This is a genomic window from Azotobacter chroococcum (genome assembly GCF_004339665.1).
GTDB lineage: Bacteria > Pseudomonadota > Gammaproteobacteria > Pseudomonadales > Pseudomonadaceae > Azotobacter > Azotobacter chroococcum.
Genome location: NZ_SMMU01000003.1, coordinates 149,523 through 169,657, shown reverse-complemented (window position 1 = coordinate 169,657; position 20,135 = coordinate 149,523). Strand labels below are relative to the sequence as shown.

The following is a 20,135-nucleotide window of genomic DNA, read 5'->3' as shown; positions in this document are numbered from 1 at the left end:
ATTTGAGATATATTCTCGATTAATAGGGGCCAGCCATCATGCTGCTACACATACCGGGGGTGTTTTCCCGCGACGAGGTCCGGCGCATCCGCCAGGCGCTGGAGCAGGCGCAGTGGCTCGACGGCAAGGTGACCGCCGGTTATCAGTCGGCTCGCACCAAGCACAATCTGCAACTGGCCGAGGACGACCCGCTGGCCCAGGAGATCGCCACCGCCATGCTCGAGCGCCTGTGGCAGAACCCGCAGTTCATGTCCGCCGCGCTGCCGCACAAGGTCTATCCGCCACTGTTCAACTGCTACACCGACGGCGGCACCTTCGGCTTTCACATCGACAACGCCGTGCGCCAGGTGCGCGGCTCCGCCGAGCGGGTGCGCACCGACCTCTCCTCCACGCTGTTCTTCAGCGACCCGGACGAGTACGACGGCGGCGAGCTGGTGATCCAGGACACCTACGGCATGCAGCGGGTCAAGCTACCGGCCGGCGACCTGGTGCTCTACCCGGCCACCAGCATCCACCAGGTCACTCCGGTCACCCGCGGGGCGCGCTACGCCTCGTTCTTCTGGACCCAGAGCCTGGTCCGCGAAGACCCCCAGCGCAGCCTGCTGTACGAGATGGACCAGGCGATCCAGAGCCTGTCGCGCGACGTGCCCGAGCACCCGGCGCTGGTCCAGCTGACCGGCAACTACCACAACCTGCTGCGCCGCTGGGGCGAGGTGTGAGCGGACGACCATGAGCTTCATCCTGCACCGCAGCGAAACGCCCGACCTCGCGCAACTGGGCCGCAGCCTGGCCGAAGATCCGCGCCAGGCGGCACGCTGGACGCTCGCCGCGGCGAGCGCCGGCGAAGCGGAGGCCCAGGCCCTGCTAGGCCAACTTCTGCTCGATGGTCTCGGCATCCAGCGCGACGCGGCGCTGGCCCGCGACTGGTTCGAGATCGCCGCCCGGCGCGGCCATGCCATGGCCAGCAACATGCTGGGCCGCTGCTGCGAACTGGGCTGGGGCGGTCCCGTCGACGAAGCGGCCGCCGCCCGGCATTACCGCACGGCGGCCGAGCGCGGTCTCGACTGGGGCATGTACAACTACGCCAACCTGCTCGCCACCGGCCGCGGGGTGGCGCGCGACGAGGAACAGGCCTTCGCCTGGTACCAGCGCGCCGCCGCGCTGGGGCACGCCAAGTCGATGAACCTGGTCGGCCGCTACTACGAGGAAGGCCGGGTGGTCCGCGCCGACCCGCAGGCCGCCTTCGACTGCTACCGGCGCTCCGCCGAGGCTGGCGACTTCCGCGGCCAGTTCAGCTATGCCTCGGTGCTGATGGGTCTCGGCCGCTGGGACGAGGCTCGCCACTGGCTGCGCGAAGCCCTCGCCCGCGGCCATCTGAAATTCCTGCGCAAGGCCTGCGACGAACTGCAACGGGCCGCCGTCGCGGAACTCGCCGACCTCGCCGAGGCCTACGCCCGGCGCTGCGCCGAGCAGGAAGCCGGCGCTCTCGCCGGCTGAAAGGTTCTCAGCGGTCCACCAGTCCCGGCCCTATATCGGCCAGGGTCCGGCAGCCGGTCAGGGCCATGGCCACCTCCAGCTCGGCGCGCAGCAGCTGCACCACATGGCAGACCCCCGGCGCGCCCGCCGCGGCCAGGCCGAAGACGTAGGGCCGCCCCACCAGCACCGCGCTGGCACCCAGGGCCAGGGCCTTGAACACGTCGGTGCCGCGGCGGATGCCGCCATCCAGCAGCAGCGGAACCCGTCCATCGACGGCCCGGGCGATTTCCGCCAAGACCTCGATGGTCGCCGGCTGGGTGTCCAGGGTGCGCCCGCCGTGGTTGGAGACGATGATCCCGTCGATGCCCTCGGCCACCGCGCGGCGGGCGTCCTCGGGATGCATCACGCCCTTGACCAGCACCGGCAGGCGAGTCAGCGAGCGCAGCCAGGCGAGATCCCGCCAGGCCGGAGCGGCGGCCAGCAGCGGGCCGCCGAACAGCACGCTGTCGCCGATCCGAGTGGCGGTCGGCGGCAATGTGCGCATGCCGCGCAGGTTGACCGCCTCCACGCCCGCCGGCAGCGCGAAGCCGGCGCGCTGCTCGCGGTTGCGCAGGCCGTTGACCGGCGCATCCACGGTCACCACCAGCGCCTGGTAGCCGGCCGCCTCGGCGCGCCGCACCAGCTCGCGGGTGAACTCGCGGTCGGGCTGCACGTAGAGCTGGAACCACAAGGGCGTCTGCGCCTGGCGGGCGATCTCCTCCAGCGCCAGGCTGGCCTGGGTGCTGACCACCATCCCGGCGCGCACCGCCGAGGCCGCCAGCACCGTGGCCAGCTCGCCGTCCGGGTGGACCAGCTTCTGGTAGGCCACCGGCGCCAGCAGGATCGGCTGCTCGAGGCGCTGGCCGAACAGCTCCAGGCGGGTGTGCCCGCCGCTCAGGTCCGGCAGCGCCCGGCTGCGCAGGCGCAGGCGCTGGAACGCCGCACAGTTCTCGCGCAGGGTCAGCTCGTCCGCCGCGCCGCCGGCCATGTAGGCCCAGGCCTGCTCGCTCATCCGCTCGCGGGCAAAGGGCTCGTAGTCGGCGACCGCGGCGATGCTCGCGGGGATCTGCTGCAGCGTGGGCAGGGGGCTGTGCATGGCGTCCGCTCCTCGGCTATCGGGGCTATCGGGATTCGCAATGAAAAACGCCGCGACAGGCGCGGCGTTGTTTCGCTGGCAGGCGGATCTTATATGTAGAAGGCCTTCAGCGGCGGGAAGCCGTTGAACTCCACGGCGCTGTAGCTGGTGGTGTAGGCGCCGGTGGACAGCCAGTACAGGCGGTCACCGCTGGCCAGGTTGAGCGGCAGGCCGTACTTGTAGTTCTCGTACATGATGTCGGCGCTGTCGCAGGTCGGCCCGGCGATCACCACCTCCTCCATCTCGCCCTTCTTCTCGGTCCAGATCGGGTACTTGATGGCCTCGTCCATGGTCTCGATCAGCCCGGAGAACTTGCCCACGTCGGTGTACACCCAGCGCTCCACGGCGGTGCGCGACTTGCGCGAGACCAGCACCACTTCGCTGACCAGGATGCCGGCGTTGGCGATCAGCGAACGGCCCGGCTCGAGGATGATCTCCGGCAGCTCGTCGCCGAAGTCTTCCTTGAGGAAGCGGATGATCTCCTCGGCGTAGGTTTCCAGGCTGTTGGTCTTGGTGATGTAGTTGGCCGGGAAGCCGCCGCCCATGTTGATCATCTTCAGCTCGATGCCGTCCTCTTCCCTGAGGCGCTCGAAGATCACCTTGACCTTGGCGATCACCGCGTCCCAGACGTCGATGTCGCGCTGCTGCGAGCCGACGTGGAAGGACACGCCATAGGGCACCAGGCCCAGTTCGCGGGCGAGGATCAGCAGGTCCAGGGCCATGTCCGGCTGGCAGCCGAACTTGCGCGACAGCGGCCAGTCGGCGGTGGTGGAACCCTCGGAGAGGATGCGCACGTAGATCCGCGAGCCCGGCGCGGCCTTGGCGATGTTGCGCAGGTCGGCCTCGGAGTCGGTGGCGAACAGGCGCACGCCCTTCTCGTAGAAGTAGCGGATGTCGCGGGACTTCTTGATGGTGTTGCCGTAGCTGATGCGCTCGGCGCCGACACCCTCGTTCAGCACCTTGTCCAGTTCGTAGATCGAGGCGATGTCGAAGTTCGAGCCCTTGTCGCGCAGCAGGCGGATGATCTCCACCGCCGGGTTGGCCTTCACCGCGTAGTAGATGCGGGCGAAGGGGAAGCAGTCGCCCAGCTCGTCATAGGCGTTGGCGATGGTTTCGGTGTCGATGACCACGAAGGGGGTTTCCTGCTTGTCGGCAAAGGCCTTCATGCGCTGGAAGGTGGCGGGCGGGTAGTAGTCTTCGATCTTGATCGACATGCACGGACTCCAATGGCAAAACGCGGAAAGGATGGAAAAAGGGGTTACACGAACGCCTGATCAGTTTCCCCACTTTGGTTCGCCTACTTCCCAAGGCATGTCGCCGAAAGCAAAAAAGGTCAACCGGGGACACGGGTTGACCTTGCTGTCTCGTCGTCAGTACTTGAGCCGGATGGATCGTTTCCAGCATGGACGTTCGGGCGCGAACTTTAGGACCATGGGGGGTCAAGATCAACCCTAAATTGCCGCTTTGCGCCCCCTCGATGGTCCAATCCGCGAACGTCCAGTATCGGCAACGAAAGCATTCAGAATCTCGAACAGCCTGGCGAGCGGAGAAACGCACGGCAGCGAGCGCCCTCTCGCGCTCGCCCCCGTTCTGACAGACCGAGATGACAGCGCGATGTTCCTGCCCGGCAAGCCGCCGGCCTGGCGTCGGCGCGGGCTGGCCGGCGTCCGGTTTCAGGTATAATTCCGCGCTTTTCCGGGCCCTTCCCGCCCGCCACCGCATCCTCCCAGGCACGAATTCATGACCACCCAGGCCGCCGAAGTCGCGAAGCGCCGTACCTTCGCCATCATCTCCCACCCCGACGCGGGCAAGACCACCATCACCGAGAAGCTGCTGCTGATGGGCCAGGCGATCGCCGTGGCCGGCACGGTGAAGTCGCGCAAGTCCGACCGCCACGCCACCTCCGACTGGATGGAGATGGAGAAGCAGCGCGGCATCTCCATCACCACCTCGGTGATGCAGTTCCCCTACCGCGAGCACATGATCAACCTGCTCGACACCCCCGGCCACGAGGACTTCTCGGAAGACACCTACCGCACCCTGACCGCGGTGGACAGCGCGCTGATGGTCCTCGACGGCGGCAAGGGCGTCGAGCCGCGGACCATCGCGCTGATGGACGTCTGCCGGCTGCGCGACACGCCGATCGTCAGCTTCATCAACAAGCTCGACCGCGACATCCGCGACCCCATCGAGCTGCTCGACGAGATCGAGGCGGTGCTGAAGATCAAGGCCGCGCCGATCACCTGGCCGATCGGTTCGTACCGCGACTTCAAGGGCGTCTATCACCTCAGCGAAGACAAGATTTTCGTCTACACCCCGGGGCACGGCCACGAGCGCATCGAGACCAAGGTCATCGAGAAACTGGACTCCGACGAGGCGCGCGTCCACCTGGGCGACCTCTACGACGGCTTCGTCGAGCAGTTGGAACTGGTCCAGGGCGCCTGCCACGCGTTCGACCGCGAGGCCTTCCTCAAGGGCGAGATGACTCCGGTGTTCTTCGGCACCGCGCTGGGCAACTTCGGCGTCGACCAGGTGCTCGACTGCATCGTCGACTGGGCGCCGCAGCCGCTGTCGCGCGCCGCCCACGAGCGGGTGGTGGAGCCGACCGAGGAGAAGTTCAGCGGCTTCGTGTTCAAGATCCAGGCGAACATGGACCCGAAACACCGCGACCGCATCGCCTTCATGCGCATCTGCTCGGGCAAGTACGAGAAGGGCATGAAGATGCGCCACGTGCGGATCAAGAAGGACCTGAAGATCGCCGACGCGCTGACCTTCTTCTCCAGCGAGCGCGAGCAGCTGGAAGAGGCGTATGCCGGCGACATCATCGGCCTGCACAACCACGGCACCATCCAGATCGGCGACACCTTCAGCGAGGGCGAGGTGCTCGGCTTCACCGGCATCCCGCACTTCGCCCCGGAGCTGTTCCGCCGCGTGCGCCTGAAGGACCCGCTGAAGTCCAAGCAGCTGCGCCAGGGCCTGCAGGAGCTGGCCGAGGAAGGCGCCACCCAGGTGTTCTTCCCCGAGCGCAGCAACGACATCATCCTCGGCGCGGTCGGCGTGCTGCAGTTCGACGTGGTGGCCAGCCGGCTGAAGGAGGAATACAAGGTCGAGTGCGCCTACGAGGCGATCAACGTCTGGTCGGCGCGCTGGATCGAGTGCGACGACAAGAAGAAGCTCGAGGACTTCAAGGTCAAGGCCTTCGAGAACATCGCCATCGACGGCGGCGGCCACCTCACCTACCTGGCGCCGACCCGGGTCAACCTCAGCGTGATGGAAGAGCGCTGGCCGGAGGTGAAATTCCGCGCCACCCGCGAGCATCACTGAGCCCTTGCGTTACCCGGTAAAACCGTAGGGCGGGTGAAACCCGCCCTACGGGCTGATCGCCAGCAAGCTGGCGATCAGCCTCACCCCTGCTCCACCGCCGGCACCGGCATCGCCTCGACCACCTCCCCGCGCTTGAGCACGGCATACAGCACCCCGGTCACCAGGCTGCCGGCGACGATCGCCAGCAGGTAGGCCAGCGCGTGGTTGATCGCGTTGGGGATCAGCAGCACGAACAGTCCGCCGTGGGGCGCCATCAGCTTGCAGCCGAAGAACATCGACAGCGCGCCGGTCAGGGCGCCGCCGGCGATGCTGGCCGGGATCACTCGCAGCGGGTCCTTGGCGGCGAAGGGAATCGCCCCCTCGGAGATGAAGCACAGTCCCAGCACGCCGGCCGCCTTGCCGGCCTCGCGCTCGGCCTTGGCGAACTTGTAGCGGGCCAGCACGGTGGCGATGGCCATGCCGAGCGGCGGCACCATGCCCGCGGCCATGGTCGCCGCCATCGGCGCGTAGGTCTGCGAGGCCAGCAGTCCCACCGAAAAGGCATAGGCCGCCTTGTTGACCGGCCCGCCGAGGTCGACGCACATCATCCCGCCGAGCAGCAGGCCGAGCAGCACAGCGTTGGTGCTGCCCATGCCGTTGAGGAAATCGGTCAGCCCGGCGAGCATGCCGGCCACCGGCGTGCCGACCACGTAGATCATCACCAGACCGGTGAACAGGCTGGCCAGCAGCGGGATGAGCAGGATCGGCTTGAGCGACTCGAGGCTCTGCGGCAGGCGCAGCCAGCGGCTGAGCGCGCTGGCGCAATAGCCGGCGAGGAAGCCGGCGATGATGCCGCCGATGAAGCCCGCCCCCAGGCTGCCGGCCAAGAGGCCGCCGATCATCCCCGGCGCCAGGCCGGGGCGGTCGGCGATGGAATAGGCGATGTAGCCGGCCAGCACCGGCACCATCAGCTTGAACGCGGTGTCGCCGCCGATCTGCATCAGCGCTGCGGCCAGGCTGCCCTCCTCCTTGAACGCCTCGATGCCGAAGACGAACGACAGGGCGATCAGCAGGCCGCCGGCCACCACCATCGGCAGCATGTAGGACACCCCGGTCAGCAGATGCTTGTAGGGGCCGGTCTTGGTCGCTGCCTTGCCCGGCGCGGCGGCCGCGGAGGGGCTTGCGCCAGCCTGCGGCACCGCCTCCTCCAGGGCGCGGCGCAGGGTCTGCTGCGGCTGCTTGAGGGCCACGCCGGTGCCGCAGCGGTAGATCTTCTTGCCGGCGAAGCGGCTGGTGTCCACCTCGATGTCGGCGGCCAGCAGCACCACGTCGGCGGCGGCGATGGCCGCCTCGTCGAGCAGGTTGCGCGCGCCCACCGAGCCGCGGGTTTCCACCTGCAGCGCGTAGCCGAGCTGTTTGGCGGCCTGCTGCAGGGCCTCGGCGGCCATGAAGGTGTGGGCCACCCCGGTCGGGCAGGCGGTCACCGCCACCAGCCGCGGCTGGGCCGAGGCCGGCGCCGCCGGCGCGGCCGCCCCGGCCTGGAGCACTTCGGCATGTTCGGCGGCCTCGCTGAGGAAGCGTTGCGGCTCCTGCAGCGCCTCGGCCGGGGTGGACTGCACCAGGCGCTTGCCGACGAAGCGCTCGAGCGCCAGCTCGCCGGTCTTGACCACGACGATCAGGTCGGCGGCGGCGATGTCGCCTTCGGAAAGCGGCGAGCCGATCGCCTTGGGATCATGCACCTCGACGCGAGCGGTCCAGCCCAGACGCAGGGCAGCCGCTTCCAGCAGGCGTGCGCAGAGCACGCTGGTGACCATGCCGTTCGGACAGGCAGTGACGATCAGCAGATTCATGAAAAAGAGACCTCTTTTCTTGTTGTGTCGTATCAAGCCAGCGACGTGACCGTCACGCCCGCCTCCAGGCGCGCCAGCTGTTCCCGGTCGTGAATGCCGAAGCCCAGCTGGGTGACCGCCTGGGCAGCGATGGCGGTGGCCTGGCGCAGGGTGCGCTCGGCCGGCCAGCCTTCGAGCAGGCCGTGCAGGGTCGCGGCGAGCAGCGAATCGCCGGCGCCCACCGTGCTGACCACCTCGACCTTGGGCGGCCGCGCCTCCAGCGCGATGTCCGGGCCGAACCAGCTGACCCCGGCGGCGCCGCGCGACAGCAGCACGTGCTCGACGCCCTGGGCGCGCAGGTGCAGCGCCGCGGTCAGCAGCTCGGTCGAGGCAACGCCCAGGGCCTCGGCCAGTTCCTCCTCGTTCGGTTTGACCAGCCAGGGCGCCACCGCCAGGCCGGCGCGCAGGGCCGCGCCGCTGCTGTCCAGCACCAGCGGCACGCCGCAGGCCTTGAGCCGGCGCAGCAGCAGGGCGAACCAGTCCGGCTCGACGCCCTGCGGCAGGCTGCCGGCGACCACCACGGCGTCGTGCCCGGCGACGATCTGCTCGAGGCGCTCGAGCAGCGCCTCGCGATGCTCGGCCTCGACCAGCGGCCCCGGCCCGTTAATATCGGTGATCCGTCCACTGTGCTCGCTCAGCTTGATGTTGCTGCGGGTTTCCCCGGGCACCCGGACGAAGGCGTCGAGGAAGCCGCGGCGGTGGAACAGCGCTTCGAAGGGCGCCGCATTGGCACTGCCGAGAAAGCCGCCGACGGTCACCCGGTGGCCCAGGTCGGCGAGCACCTGGGCGACGTTCAGGCCCTTGCCGGCGGCATGGCTGACCAGCGCCTGGCCGCGGTTGACCGCGCCCGGCTGCAGGCTGTCGAGGCGCAGGGTCAGGTCCAGTGCCGGATTCAGGGTCAGGGTCAGGATGCGCGCCATCAATGCGTCTCCCCGACCAGGTCGCGCACCGCGCCAGCGCTTTCCAGAGCCAGCGCCCGTTGCGCCAGCGCCCGGCTGTGGGCGAAATCCAGCTCGCGCACCCGCGCCTTGACCAGGGCGATGGCGCGCGCCGAGACGCTCAGTTCGTCCACCCCGAGGCCGACCAGCAACGGCACGGCGAGCATGTCGCTGGCCAGCTCGCCGCACACGCCGACCCACTTGCCTTCGGCATGGGCCGCCTCGACGGTCAGGCCGATCAGCCGCAGCACCGAGGGATGCAGGCCGTCGGCCTGGGCCGACAGGGTCGGATGGCCGCGGTCGATGGCCATGGTGTACTGGGTCAGGTCGTTGGTGCCGATGCTGAAGAAATCCACCTCGCGGGCCAGCACCGGGGCCAGCAGCGCCGCCGAGGGCACCTCGACCATGATGCCGAGCTGCAGGTCGGCGATCGGGATCTCCTCGCGCAGGCTCAGGGTCAGGTCGCGGGCGATGCGCCACTCCTCGACGCCGCCGACCATCGGGAACATGATCCGCAGCGGCCGGCCGTCGGCCGAGGCCAGCAGGGCGCGCAGCTGGGTCTCCAGGATGTCCGGGCGCTGCAGGCTGAGGCGGATGCCGCGCACGCCGAGGAAGGGGTTCTCCTCCGCCGGCATCGGCCAGTAGGGCAACGGCTTGTCGCCGCCGACGTCCAGGGTGCGCACCACCAGCGGCCGGCCGGCCAGCCCGTCGAGCACGCGGCGGTATTCGGCTTCCTGGGCGTACTGATCCGGTGCCTGGGCATGGTCCATGAACACCAGCTCGGTGCGCAGCAGACCGACGCCCTCGGCGCCCAGCTCGACCGCCTCGGCGCTCTCGGCGCTGGCGCCGATGTTCGCCGCCACCTCCACCCCGTGGCCGTCGCGGGTCACCGCCGGCAGCATGCGCTCGGCATGGGCGCGCTCGCGGCGCAGGCGGTTGGCCTCGCGCTCGCGCCGGGCCTGCTCCAGGGTCTGCGCATCCGGCGCGACGCGCAGCACGCCGTGGTCGCCGTCGAGCAGCAGCGGGGTACCCTGGGCCAGCGCCAGCACCCCCTCGCCGGCGCCGACGATGGCGGGAATCCCCAGGGCGCGGGCGATGATCGCGCTGTGCGCGGTGGCGCCGCCGCGGGCGGTGAGGATGCCGGCCACGCGCTGGCGATTGAGGCTGGCCACGTCGGAGGGTGCCACCTCGTCCATCACCAGGATGTAGGGCTCGTCCGGCTCGCGCGGCGCCTCGACGCCGCACAGGTGCGCCAGCACCCGCCGGCCGATGTCGCGCAGGTCGGCGGCGCGCTCGGCGAGCAGCGCATCGTGCAGGGCCTCCTGCTGCTGCGCCGCCGCCTCGGTTTCCACGCTCCAGGCGGCCTCGGCGCTGAAGCCGTCGGCCAGGCGCGCATTGACATCCTCGCGCAGCGCCGGGTCGCGCAGCATCGCCTGGTGGGTGATGAAGATGTCGCGGATGTTGGCTTCCGTGCTGTTGTCGATCAGCCGCTGGATATCCGCGGTGACCTGCGCCAGGGCGCTGTCCAGGCGCTGCAGCTCGACCAGCATGCCCTGGCCGCGTTGCGGATAGTCGAGCTCCAGCGGCGTGCGCACCAGCGCCGGGCCGATGGCGATGCCCGGCGCCGCGGCGACCGCCTGCAGGCGCGCTCCCGCCGCCGGCGCCTGCGGCCGGATGAAGGTGGAGCTACTCGGCGCCGCCTCGGGCGACGGCGTCTCGCCGTGCACCGCCAGGGGCTCGATGCTCTCGCCGAGGCCGGCCAGCACGGCCGCCTCGATGGCCGTCAGGGCATCGGCGGCGATCGTCGGCTCGGCGCTGAACTCCAGCTCCTGGCCGCGCCGCGCGCCGAGGGCCAGCAGCTTGCTCAGGCTCTTGGCCGACACCCCGCGGCCGGTTTCGCCGGCCAGGCGGATGCGGATCTCGCCCTCGAAGGCCTGGGCGACCTCGACCAGCGCCTTGGCCGGCCGCGCGTGCAGGCCGTGGGCATTGGCCAGGACCACGCGCAGGCTCGGCCAGTCGTCCGGCAGCTCGGCGCCCAGCGCCTCCAGCACGGCGCGGCTGCAGGTGGCCTGGCTGAAGGTCGCGCCGCGCCCCTCAATCAGCAGGTCGCAGAGCCGCTCGAGCAACTGGCTGTGCGCCTCGCCCAGGCTGGCCAGGCAGAACAGCCCGGCCAGCGGCTGGCCGTGCAGGCTGAGCGGCTGCCCCGGGGTGACGAAGGCCAGTCCGGGCTGCTCCACCGCCTGCTCGCTGTTGAGCCACCAGAGCCCCTCGCCCAGCGGCAGCGGCTGGCCCTGCAGCAGGCTGCCGGCGAAGCCGGAGGCCACGCAGCCGGCCCGCCTCAGGAGGCGCGCGCCGTGCCAGACCAGGTCGTCGAACTCCTCGGCAGCCACGCCCAGGCCGATCAGCTGGCTGTCCAGGGCCAGCTCGCGCGGCGCACCCTGCAGCAGCGCGACGAGCTGCTCGGCCTCGCGGGCCTCGCGCAGCGCCTGGCTGAGATCGCCCTCGCCGAGCGCCCGGGTCAGCAGCTGCAGCAGGTGCAGGTGCTCGTCGGAGCGGGCGGCGATGGCGATCGCCAGGTAGACCTGCTGGCCGTTGCCCCAGTCCACGCCCTCGGGAAACTGGATCAGGCGCACGCCGGTGCGCCGCACCTGGTCGCGGGTTTCCGGCGTGCCGTGGGGAATCGCGATGCCCTGGCCGAGGTAGGTCGAGCCCTGGGCCTCGCGGGCCTGCATGCCGGCGAGGTAGCCGGGCTCGACCAGCCCGTCGTCGATCAGGCCCTCGGCCAGCAGCGCCAGCGCCGCCTGCTTGTCTGGCGCGCTGCGGCCCATGCGAATCTGCGCGGCATTCAACTCGAGCATGGAAATCTCCTAATTGTTCTGTTCTGGCAAGAGCCACCGTCGAGCGCGGGCGAGTCCGGTCATCCTTGGAAGAATAGTCCACCGGACCGCCTGCTGAATCGTTTCATCATGGACTGGCACGTTACCCCATAATGGGCGATCCTTGAAGCCCTGCCGTCATCCATTCAGGACCCGACCTTGAAACTCAGCGACATCGCCCGCCTGGCCCAGGTTTCCGTCACCACCGCCAGTTATGTGATCAACGGCCAGGCCGCCCAGCGGCGCATCAGCCCGGCCACCGTGGAGCGCGTGCTGGCGGTGGTCGAGCAGCACGGCTATCTCCCCGACCAGCAGGCCGCCGGCCTGCGCCGCGGGCAGAGCCGCTGCCTGGGCTTCATCCTTCCCGATCTGGAGAACCCCAGCTACGCGCGCCTGGCCAAGCTGCTCGAACAGGGCGCCCGCGCCGCCGGCTACCAGTTGCTGATCGCCAGCTCCGACGACGATCCGGCCAGCGAGCGCCAGCTGCTCGAGCTGTTCCGCTCGCGGCGCTGCGACGCGCTGATCGTCGCCAGCTGCCTGCCGCAGGACGATCCTTTGTACCGCAACCTGGTCGAGGGCGGACTGCCGGTGATCGCCGTCGACCGCGCCCTCGACCCCGTACACATCCGCTCGGTGGTCAGCGATGACCAGCTGGCCGGCGCCCAGCTCACCGCCAGCCTGCTCGATCCGCCGCCGCGGCACATCGCGCTGATCGACGCCTCCAGCGCCCTGCCGATCAGCCAGGCGCGCGAGCGCGGCTTCCACCAGGCCCTGGAGGGGTTCGACGGGATCGTCAGCGTGCACCACGCCGAGCAGTTCAGCCGGGCCTGCGGCTGCGAGCAGATGCGCGCCCTGCTGGACAGCGCGGAGCGGCCGGACGCCGTGGTGACCACCTCCTACGTGCTGCTGGAGGGCGTCTTCGAGGCCCTGCGCGACTACCCGGCGGAAACCTTCTCCGAGCTGCGCCTGGCCACCTTCGGCGATGCCCAGCTGCTGGATTTCGTGCCGCTCAGGGTCAACACCATCGCCCAGCAGTATGACCGCATCGCCGAGCGGGTGCTCGACCGGACCCTGCGCGCCATCGAGGGCGACTACCAGCCCGGCATCGAGGCCATCCCGCGCACCCTGAAGGTCCGCCGCGGGCAGCCGTAGGCCTGCCCCCGGCGGCCGCGGCTCAGGCGGGTTGCAGCTCCTGGCTGTACACCGCCAGGCCGTCGATATCGCGCAGCGACACCCGCAACAGGCCGCTCTGCGCCTCGATCTCCACCTCGCCGAAGAACTGGTAGCCGGCCAGCGGCGAGCTGTTGGCCACCGGCGGCGCCTTCTGGAACACCACCTGGGGACCGAAGGTGCCGTCCAGCGGGTTGGGGCCGAAGCTGCCGGCGTTGAGCGGACCGGCGACGAACTCCCAGAACGGCCCGAAATCCTGGAAGACCGCCCGCTCCGGGCTGTAGTGGTGGGCCGCGCAGTAGTGTACGTCGGCAGTCAGCCAGAGGGTGTTGCGGATCTCCTGCTGGCGGATGAAGGCCAGCAGTTCGGCGATCTCCAGCTCGCGGCCGAGGGCCGGGCCATCGTTGCCGTTGGCGATCGCCTCCCAGCGCCGCTGGCCCTGGGCATCCTGGCCGTCGGGGATGAGCAGGCCGATCGGCATGTCCGCGGCGATCACCTTCCACAGCGCCTTCGAGGCGCGCAGCTCGCGCTTCAGCCAGTTCAGCTGGGGATGGCCGAGGAAGGCGGTGCCCGGCCCTTGGCGCGGCTGCAGGTTGTCGCTGTTGGCGTCGCGGTAGCTGCGCATGTCCAGCACGAACACGTCCAGCTGCGGACCGTAGCCAAGCTTGCGGTAGATGCGCCCGGCGCCGTCGGGGCGCAACAGGCGCATCGGCGAGTACTCGAGGAAGGCCTGGCGGCCGCGGGCGGCGAGCAGGCCGATGTCGCGGACCTGATAGCGATCGTCCAGCTCCTTGCCCGGCGACCAGTTGTTGGTCACCTCGTGGTCGTCCCACTGCCAGATCTGCGGCACCTCGGCGTTGAAGCGGCGCAGGTTGTCGTCGAGCAGGTTGTAGCGGTAGTTGCCGCGGAACTCGTCGAGACTCTCGGCCACCTTGCTCTTGGCCTCGGTGACCAGGTTCTTCCACAGCTGGCCGTCGGCGGTCTGGATCTGCGCGCTGATCGGCCCGTCGGCGTACACGCAATCGCCGCTGTGCAGGAAGAAGTCCGGCTGGCGCCGGCGCATGGCCTCGTAGATGCGCATGCCGCCGATCTCCGGGTTGATGCCGAAGCCCTGCCCGGCGGTGTCGCCGCCCCACACGAAGCGGATGTCCCGCGCCTGCGCCGGGGCGCTGCGCAGGTGGCCGAACCAGGGCTCGCTGAGGCTGCCGTCGCGGGCATCCTCGAAGCGCACCCGGTAGAAGATCGACTGGTCCGCCGGCAGCCCGCTCAGGTCGAGGCGCGCGGTGAAGTCCTGGCTGGCGTCGGTCACCTCCCCGACCAGCCGCCGCGGCGCGCCGAACACGCTGCGGGTGTCCCACTCGACGATCATCCGCGCCGCCCGGTCGCAGCGGCTCCAGATCACCGCGCGGTCGCCCTGCAGATCGCCGGACTGCACGCCGTCGGTGAGTTGCGGCCGCGCGCCGGGCGCGGCGATCAGAGCCGGGGCAACGCCCATCCCCGGCAGCAGCAGGCCGGCCCCCATGCCTTGCAGCAGGCGGCGACGGTTGGTATCGATATCGCTCATGTGCGTCTTCCCATACGGACGTTGGGGAAGTACGGGTTTAAGCCATCCCGTTGACCGGAGCATGACGGTGCGGCGAGGGCATTCGGCCACTATTGGCAGCGGGATCAGCCCATCTGCCACACAAGCGTAAAATCCCTGACACATCCCTCCCCCAGCATCAGTTCATCGCTTGCGCACTCGGGGGAATCCATCTTGAAAATCAGCGTCTTCGGCATCGGTTACGTGGGCCTGGTGCAGGCCGCGGTCATGGCGGAAGTCGGCCACGACGTGCTCTGCATGGACATCGACGCGGTCAAGATCGCCCAGTTGCAGCGCGGCCAGGTGCGCCTCTACGAGCCGGGCCTTGCCGAACTGGTGCGGGAGAACCTGGAGGCCGGGCGGCTGCGCTTCACCACCGACGAACGGGCGGCCGTCGAGCATGGCCGGGTGCTGTTCATCGCCGTCGGCACCGACTCGCAAACGGACGGCTCGGCCAACCTCGCCGGCGTGCTGGCGGTCAGCGACGCCATCGCCCGCCATCGCCGCGAGCCGCTGGTGATCGTCGAGAAGTCCACCGTGCCGGTCGGCACCGGCGACCGCCTGCAGGCGCGCATCGCCCAGGCCGCGAAGGATGCCGGGCGGCGGCTGGAGTTCGAGATCGTCTCCAACCCGGAATTCCTCAAGGAAGGCTCGGCCCTGGCCGACTGCCGGCGGCCGGACCGGATCATCGTCGGCAGCGCCTCGGCAGCGGCCCGCGAGACCATGCGCGAGCTCTACGAGCCGTTCAACCGCAACCACGACCGCATGCTGTTCATGGACCTGCGCAGCGCCGAGCTGACCAAGTACGCGGCCAACGGCATGCTGGCCACCAAGATCAGCTTCATCAACCAGATGGCCGAGCTGGCCGAACACCTGGGCGCCGACATCGAGGCGGTGCGCCAGGGCATCGGCGCCGACCCGCGCATCGGCTACCACTTCATCTACCCCGGCTGCGGCTACGGCGGCTCGTGCTTTCCCAAGGACCTGCGGGCGCTGATCCACAGCGCCGGCGAGGCCGGCTGCGCCAGCGACCTGCTGCAGGCGGTCGAGGCGGTCAACGCGCGGCAGAAGGGCAAGCTGTTCGAGCGGGTGCGCCGCTACTTCGGCGACGACCTGCGCGGACGGACCTTCGCCCTCTGGGGCCTGGCCTTCAAGCCGAACACCGACGACATGCGCGAGGCGCCCAGCCGCGACCTGCTGGAAGCGCTGTGGACCGCCGGCGCGCGAGTGCGCGCCTATGACCCGGAGGCCATGCACGAGGCCCAGCGCCTCTACGGCGACGACGACAGGCTGCAGCTGATGGGCACCCCGGAGGCCGCACTGGGCGGTGCCGACGCCCTACTGATCTGCACCGAATGGCAGCAGTTCAAGGCCCCGGACTTTGCGCTGATCGCCCGCAAGCTGGCCGCCCCGCTGATCTTCGACGGGCGCAACCTGTTCGACCCCGAACGCCTGACCCGCCAGGGCATCCGCTACTTCGCCATCGGCCGCGGCGAGCGCCTGCCGGCGCTGGGCAGCCCGCAGGTGGAAAGTCTGCAGCGCTCGGCCTGAACCACGGATGCGGCGACGGGATATTCTTGGAAGAAGCCCGCTTTTCCGAGGAGTCCGCCGCCGGTGCGCCTGATCGACACCCACAATCATCTCGACTTCCCCGACTTCGACGCCGACCGCGCCGCCGTACTGGCCCGCTGCCGGGCGCTCGGCGTCGGCCGCCAGGTGCTGGCCGGGGTGTACCGCGCGAACTGGCAGCGGGTGTGGGATCTGGCCTGCGCCGAGCCCGGCCTGTACGCCGCCTTCGGCCTGCACCCGGTCTATCTGGAGCAGCACCGCGCGGCCGACCTGGACGACCTCGGCGCCTGGCTGCAGCGCCTGCGCGGCGCCGACCGGCTCTGCGCGGTCGGCGAGTTCGGTCTCGACTACTACCTGGCGGAGCTGGACCGCGAGCGCCAGCAGACGCTGTTCGAGGCCCAGCTGCGGCTGGCAGCGGAGCTGGAGCTGCCGGTGCTGCTGCACGTGCGCCGCGCCCATGCCGCGACCATCGCCACCCTCAAGCGCCTGCGCCTGCCCCGCGCCGGCATCGTCCATGCCTTTGCCGGCAGTCACGAGGAAGCGCGGGAGTACCTGAAACTGGGTTTTCGCCTCGGCCTCGGCGGGGCGCCGACCTGGCCCCAGGCCAACCGCCTGCGCCAGGTCGTCGCCGGGCTGCCGCTGGAGGCCGTGGTGCTGGAAACCGACGCCCCGGACATGGCGCCGGCGATGCATCCGGGCGGACGCAACAGTCCCGAGTATCTGCCGGAAATCTGCGCGGCCATCGCCGCACTCATGGGCATCGAGCCGGAAGCCCTGGCCGAAGCCAGCACGCGCAACGCCTGCGAACTGTTCGGCTGGGCCGACTGAGGCCGATCTCAGAGGAACAGGATCGCCAGCGCCAGCACCACATACCAGAGCATCCCGGCACGCACCAGGAGCTGCCACAGCTCGTCCAGGGTCATCAGCCCCGCCTCGCCGATCAGCACCTCCGCCTCCTGCCCCTCGTTGGCCGCGCGCCCGGCCTCGATCACCAGCTTTGCCGCCGGCACCTCGCGATCCGACAGGTAGCGCAGCAGCACGCGGAATACCGCAGCGAAATTGCCGACCAGGGCGAAGCTCAGGGCCAGGGCGCGCGCCGGCAGCCAGTCGAACAGGTGGCGCAGGCGCACCGAGCGCTCGCGCAGAACCGGCAGGGTCGTGTGCTCGCCGGTCAGCGCCAGCAGGCGGTAGGCCAGCGCCGCCACGGGACCGAGCAGGGCGTACCAGAAGATCACCGCGAAGAAGCTCTGGTAGGCCTGCCACAGCAGGTAGCCCTGCACCCGGCGCAACAGCGACAGGCTTTCCTCGGCTTCCACCGCCAGGTCGCGCTCGGCCACCAGGCAGGCGGCCTCGCTGTCGCCTCGCCGCCAGGCTTCGCGGAACGGCCGCAGCTCGGTCAGCACATCGCCGCGCCCCAGACTGTAGATCAGCACGAAGAGATGCAGCGGCAACGCCAGCCAGCCGTAGAGCGGTAGCGACAACAGCGCCAGCAGCACGCCCACCACCAGCACCGGCAGCAACACCAGACGGAACAGCGCCCGCCGCGGATCGCCGGCCAGGTCCGGGTCCAGCTCGACCCGATCCAGCAGGCGCAGCCAGAAGATGTCCTGCTGGAGACGCAGGCGCCAGCGGGAAAACCGTTCCACCAGCAGCGCCAGCAGAAGCACCAGAAAGGTCATTACATATCTCCAGAGTCGGACAGCGCCGTGCGATAGCGCGCCCAGTCGAAGGCCGGCCCCGGGTCGGTCTTGCGCTGGGGGGCGATATCGGCATGGCCGCAGATGCGCCGGACGTCGAGCGCCGGATAGGCCTGCTGCAGCAGCCGGGTGAGGGTCGTCAGGCTGGCGTACTGGGCGTCGCTGTAGGGCAGCGCGTCGGTGCCCTCCAGTTCGATGCCCAGGGAAAAGTCGTTGCAGTTCTCGCGTCCCTCGAAGCACGACTGCCCGGCGTGCCAGGCACGATCCAGGCAGGAGACGAACTGGGTGATCGCACCGTCGCGCTCGATGAAGAAATGCGCCGACACCTGCAGCGCGGCGATGGAGGCGAAATAGGGATGTTCGTCCGCCGGCAGGCAGTTGCGGAACAACTGCTGCACCTTGCCGGTGCCGAAGCAGCCCGGCGGCAGGCTGATGTTGTGGATCACCAACAGGGAAATCTCACCTTGCGGACGGGCATTGAAATTCGGCGACGGGCAATGGCGAATGCCTTGGCACCAGCCGGTGGAGGGGTCGAACCGCATGCGTCTCTCCTGAAAACAGCCGACACTCTAGAGCAGCTGGGCCGCCGGGCCAAGTGACGCCCGCCACACCATGGCCGACGGGCAAGATCCCGACTGCACGGGAAGCGGCATGCGTCCTATAATCCGGCGCACCCCACCTGCCGGAGTCCCCCATGCCTGACCTCATCCTTGCCGACCTGAGCGCCGAAATCGCGGCGAACGTCCGCCGCGCCCTGGCCGAGGACATCGGCAGCGGCGATCTCACCGCGCAGCTGATTCCCGAAGAGCGCCTGGCGCGCGCCCGCGTCATCACCCGCGAGGCGGCAGTGATCGCCGGCCGCGCCTGGGTCGACGAGGTGTTCCGCCAGATAGACCCGCGCGTCGCCGTGCACTGGGAGGTCGCCGACGGCGAGCGGGTCGACGCCGACAAGCTGCTGTTCAGCCTGGAAGGCCCGGCCCGCGCCCTGCTCAGCGGCGAACGCAGCGCCCTGAACTTCCTCCAGACCCTCTCCGCCGTGGCCACCCGCTGCCGCCACTACGCCGACCTGGTCGAAGGCACGCCGGTGCGCCTGCTGGACACCCGCAAGACCCTCCCCGGCTTGCGCCTGGCGCAGAAATACGCGGTCACCTGCGGCGGCTGCCACAACCATCGCATCGGCCTGTTCGACGCCTTCCTGATCAAGGAAAACCACATCGCCGCCTGCGGCGGCATCGCCGAGGCGGTCGCCGCCGCCCGGCGCATCGCCCCCGGCAAGCCGGTGGAGGTCGAAGTCGAGGACCTGGAAGAACTCGACCAGGCCCTGAGTGCCGGTGCCGACATCGTCATGCTCGACGAACTCAGCCTGGAGGACATGTATACCGCCGTGCGCCGCACCGCCGGCCGCGCCAAGCTGGAAGCCTCCGGCGGCATCAACGGCGACAACCTGCGCCGCATCGCCGAGACGGGGGTGGACTACATCTCCCTCGGCACCCTGACCAAGGACATCAAGGCGGTGGACCTGTCGATGCGCTTGCAGTTGTGAGGGGGAGCGCCTTCCGCCCCCTGTAGGGTGCAACCCGCCAGGCATGGCAAGGCCCGATCCGCAATGGCGGCGGATTGCACCTGCCCTACAAGGCTACCGCGCAGCGGCCCAGGCGGATGGCCGGCAACGGGTAACTAATGACCGGGCAAGAATCGCCACCCCTGCTTGTCGATCTTGCCTGCCCTCGGGCTTGTGCAGGCCCCCACACCGGACTAAGCTCGTCAGACTAAGTCTGACGGAGTCTCTCATGCACACGGTTAATATCCACGAAGCCAAAACCAATCTCTCGCGCCTGATCGAACAGGCCGTCCAAGGGGAACCGTTCATCATCGCCAAGGCGGGCAAACCCTTGGTGAAGGTATCCCGGCTGGATGCCCCCGACACGACACGGATGAAACGCCTGGGTTTCATGGCCGGCCAGATTGCCGTGCCGGACGATTTCGACCGCATGGGCAGCGAAGAAATCGAGCAGTTGTTCGGAGGCGAAGCTTGAAGCTGCTGCTCGATACCCACCTTCTGCTGTGGGCTGCCGGCAGCCCCGAGCGACTTTCGGCGACGACTCGCGCCCTGCTCGAAGCCCCGGAAAACGAACTGTTCTTCAGCGCCGCGAGCCTGTGGGAAATCGCCATCAAGCGCGGCCTCGGCAGAAACGATTTCCAGGCCGACGCACGGGTACTGCGCAGGGGCCTGCTCGACAATGGCTACAACGAACTGCCGATCACCAGCGAACACAGCGTTGCGATCGACGCCCTGCCGCCGATTCACAAGGACCCGTTCGACCGGATTCTCGTCGCCCAGGCGATGGTCGAGGGCATCATCCTGTTGACCGCCGACGCGCTGGTTGCTCGATATCCCGGCCCTGTACGGCTGGCCTGACCCATAAGTAGGGTGCAACCCGCCGCTTTCGGGCCGGCCCTT

At 69.5% G+C, this 20,135-nt stretch carries 17 protein-coding genes; 9 read left to right on the top strand and 8 right to left on the bottom strand.

Translation table 11 applies throughout. From position 1 onward, the window contains the following. Positions 1–38 precede the first annotated feature (38 nt). On the top strand, positions 39–719 hold the full coding sequence (locus tag EV691_RS04795) for a Fe2+-dependent dioxygenase (protein WP_131300117.1): 681 nt from the start codon (positions 39–41) through the stop codon (positions 717–719). 10 nt (positions 720–729) lie between these two features. Next, entirely contained in the window at positions 730–1,497 is a 768-nt protein-coding gene (locus tag EV691_RS04790) for a tetratricopeptide repeat protein (RefSeq protein WP_131300115.1), read from the top strand. Between the two features lie 7 nt (positions 1,498–1,504). Here the strand turns inward: EV691_RS04790 and EV691_RS04785 are convergent, their stop codons facing one another. Beyond that, positions 1,505–2,611, bottom strand: coding sequence for an alpha-hydroxy acid oxidase (locus EV691_RS04785; protein ID WP_131300113.1), 1,107 nt, complete (start codon positions 2,609–2,611; stop codon positions 1,505–1,507). Positions 2,612–2,700: 89 nt separating this feature from the next. After that, on the bottom strand, positions 2,701–3,864 hold the full coding sequence (locus tag EV691_RS04780; protein WP_089167373.1) for a type III PLP-dependent enzyme: 1,164 nt from the start codon (positions 3,862–3,864) through the stop codon (positions 2,701–2,703). A gap of 526 nt (positions 3,865–4,390) precedes the next feature. Between EV691_RS04780 and EV691_RS04775 the strand changes: the two genes are divergently transcribed. Beyond that, a complete protein-coding gene (locus EV691_RS04775; RefSeq protein WP_131300111.1) occupies positions 4,391–5,974 on the top strand; it encodes a peptide chain release factor 3 in 1,584 nt (527 codons plus the stop codon). Positions 5,975–6,054: 80 nt separating this feature from the next. On the opposite strand, the gene EV691_RS04770 is transcribed toward EV691_RS04775, so the two are convergent. The 3 genes from EV691_RS04770 to ptsP are packed head-to-tail and all read right to left on the bottom strand — an operon-like array spanning position 6,055 to position 11,638. After that, positions 6,055–7,803: a PTS fructose-like transporter subunit IIB gene (locus tag EV691_RS04770; protein ID WP_131300110.1), complete on the bottom strand. Its 1,749-nt coding sequence runs from the start codon at positions 7,801–7,803 to the stop codon at positions 6,055–6,057. 32 nt (positions 7,804–7,835) lie between these two features. Continuing rightward, positions 7,836–8,762 (bottom strand): 1-phosphofructokinase, encoded by a 927-nt coding sequence (gene pfkB / locus EV691_RS04765; RefSeq protein ID WP_131300108.1) that lies wholly within the window; start codon positions 8,760–8,762, stop codon positions 7,836–7,838. Further along, positions 8,762–11,638, bottom strand: coding sequence for a phosphoenolpyruvate--protein phosphotransferase (gene ptsP, locus EV691_RS04760; RefSeq protein ID WP_131300106.1), 2,877 nt, complete (start codon positions 11,636–11,638; stop codon positions 8,762–8,764). Before ptsP ends, pfkB begins: the two co-directional genes overlap by 1 nt. Positions 11,639–11,815: 177 nt before the next feature. Here ptsP and cra point away from each other — a divergent pair, with 177 nt between their 5' ends. Further along, the gene (cra, locus tag EV691_RS04755) at positions 11,816–12,808 is read left to right on the top strand and encodes a catabolite repressor/activator (RefSeq protein WP_131300104.1); all 993 of its coding nucleotides are present in this window, start codon (positions 11,816–11,818) and stop codon (positions 12,806–12,808) included. A 22-nt stretch (positions 12,809–12,830) separates the two neighbouring features. Here the strand turns inward: cra and EV691_RS04750 are convergent, their stop codons facing one another. Beyond that, complete coding sequence (locus EV691_RS04750; RefSeq protein ID WP_131300102.1) at positions 12,831–14,390, bottom strand: alkaline phosphatase D family protein; 1,560 nt, start codon at positions 14,388–14,390, stop codon at positions 12,831–12,833. A gap of 192 nt (positions 14,391–14,582) precedes the next feature. Here EV691_RS04750 and EV691_RS04745 point away from each other — a divergent pair, with 192 nt between their 5' ends. Together EV691_RS04745 and EV691_RS04740 are read left to right on the top strand one after the other, a co-directional pair. After that, positions 14,583–15,959: a UDP-glucose dehydrogenase family protein gene (locus tag EV691_RS04745; protein ID WP_131300100.1), complete on the top strand. Its 1,377-nt coding sequence runs from the start codon at positions 14,583–14,585 to the stop codon at positions 15,957–15,959. 63 nt (positions 15,960–16,022) lie between these two features. After that, positions 16,023–16,805, top strand: coding sequence for a TatD family hydrolase (locus tag EV691_RS04740; RefSeq protein WP_131300098.1), 783 nt, complete (start codon positions 16,023–16,025; stop codon positions 16,803–16,805). A gap of 8 nt (positions 16,806–16,813) precedes the next feature. Here EV691_RS04740 and ampE read toward each other — a convergent pair whose 3' ends face one another. Together ampE and ampD are read right to left on the bottom strand one after the other, a co-directional pair. Beyond that, the gene (gene ampE / locus EV691_RS04735) at positions 16,814–17,656 is read right to left on the bottom strand and encodes a regulatory signaling modulator protein AmpE (protein ID WP_131300096.1); all 843 of its coding nucleotides are present in this window, start codon (positions 17,654–17,656) and stop codon (positions 16,814–16,816) included. Further along, positions 17,656–18,216, bottom strand: a complete 561-nt coding sequence (gene ampD, locus EV691_RS04730) for a 1,6-anhydro-N-acetylmuramyl-L-alanine amidase AmpD (RefSeq protein WP_131300094.1) — start codon at positions 18,214–18,216, stop codon at positions 17,656–17,658. The genes ampE and ampD overlap by 1 nt, the downstream gene beginning before the upstream one ends. A 152-nt stretch (positions 18,217–18,368) precedes the next feature. On the opposite strand from ampD, the gene nadC reads away from it, so the two are divergent. The 3 genes from nadC (at position 18,369) to EV691_RS04715 (ending at position 20,093) form a co-directional block, all read left to right on the top strand. Then, a complete protein-coding gene (nadC, locus tag EV691_RS04725; protein WP_131300091.1) occupies positions 18,369–19,217 on the top strand; it encodes a carboxylating nicotinate-nucleotide diphosphorylase in 849 nt (282 codons plus the stop codon). A 247-nt stretch (positions 19,218–19,464) separates the two neighbouring features. Then, entirely contained in the window at positions 19,465–19,710 is a 246-nt protein-coding gene (locus tag EV691_RS04720; RefSeq protein WP_039805677.1) for a type II toxin-antitoxin system Phd/YefM family antitoxin, read from the top strand. Further along, entirely contained in the window at positions 19,707–20,093 is a 387-nt protein-coding gene (locus tag EV691_RS04715) for a type II toxin-antitoxin system VapC family toxin (protein ID WP_131300089.1), read from the top strand. Before EV691_RS04720 ends, EV691_RS04715 begins: the two co-directional genes overlap by 4 nt. The last annotated feature ends 42 nt before the right edge of the window (positions 20,094–20,135 follow it).

What these genes read in the sequence shown, in the direction of transcription:
- pfkB (WP_131300108.1), bottom strand. Translation starts at nt 8,762, where the DNA reads ATGGCGCGCATCCTGACCCTGACCCTGAATCCGGCACTGGACCTGACC.
- EV691_RS04785 (WP_131300113.1), bottom strand. Translation starts at nt 2,611, where the DNA reads ATGCACAGCCCCCTGCCCACGCTGCAGCAGATCCCCGCGAGCATCGCC.
- EV691_RS04720 (WP_039805677.1), top strand. Translation starts at nt 19,465, where the DNA reads ATGCACACGGTTAATATCCACGAAGCCAAAACCAATCTCTCGCGCCTG.
- EV691_RS04795 (WP_131300117.1), top strand. Translation starts at nt 39, where the DNA reads ATGCTGCTACACATACCGGGGGTGTTTTCCCGCGACGAGGTCCGGCGC.
- ptsP (WP_131300106.1), bottom strand. Translation starts at nt 11,638, where the DNA reads ATGCTCGAGTTGAATGCCGCGCAGATTCGCATGGGCCGCAGCGCGCCA.
- EV691_RS04790 (WP_131300115.1), top strand. Translation starts at nt 730, where the DNA reads ATGAGCTTCATCCTGCACCGCAGCGAAACGCCCGACCTCGCGCAACTG.
- ampE (WP_131300096.1), bottom strand. Translation starts at nt 17,656, where the DNA reads ATGACCTTTCTGGTGCTTCTGCTGGCGCTGCTGGTGGAACGGTTTTCC.
- nadC (WP_131300091.1), top strand. Translation starts at nt 18,369, where the DNA reads ATGCCTGACCTCATCCTTGCCGACCTGAGCGCCGAAATCGCGGCGAAC.
- EV691_RS04775 (WP_131300111.1), top strand. Translation starts at nt 4,391, where the DNA reads ATGACCACCCAGGCCGCCGAAGTCGCGAAGCGCCGTACCTTCGCCATC.
- ampD (WP_131300094.1), bottom strand. Translation starts at nt 18,216, where the DNA reads ATGCGGTTCGACCCCTCCACCGGCTGGTGCCAAGGCATTCGCCATTGC.
- EV691_RS04770 (WP_131300110.1), bottom strand. Translation starts at nt 7,803, where the DNA reads ATGAATCTGCTGATCGTCACTGCCTGTCCGAACGGCATGGTCACCAGC.
- EV691_RS04750 (WP_131300102.1), bottom strand. Translation starts at nt 14,390, where the DNA reads ATGAGCGATATCGATACCAACCGTCGCCGCCTGCTGCAAGGCATGGGG.
- EV691_RS04780 (WP_089167373.1), bottom strand. Translation starts at nt 3,864, where the DNA reads ATGTCGATCAAGATCGAAGACTACTACCCGCCCGCCACCTTCCAGCGC.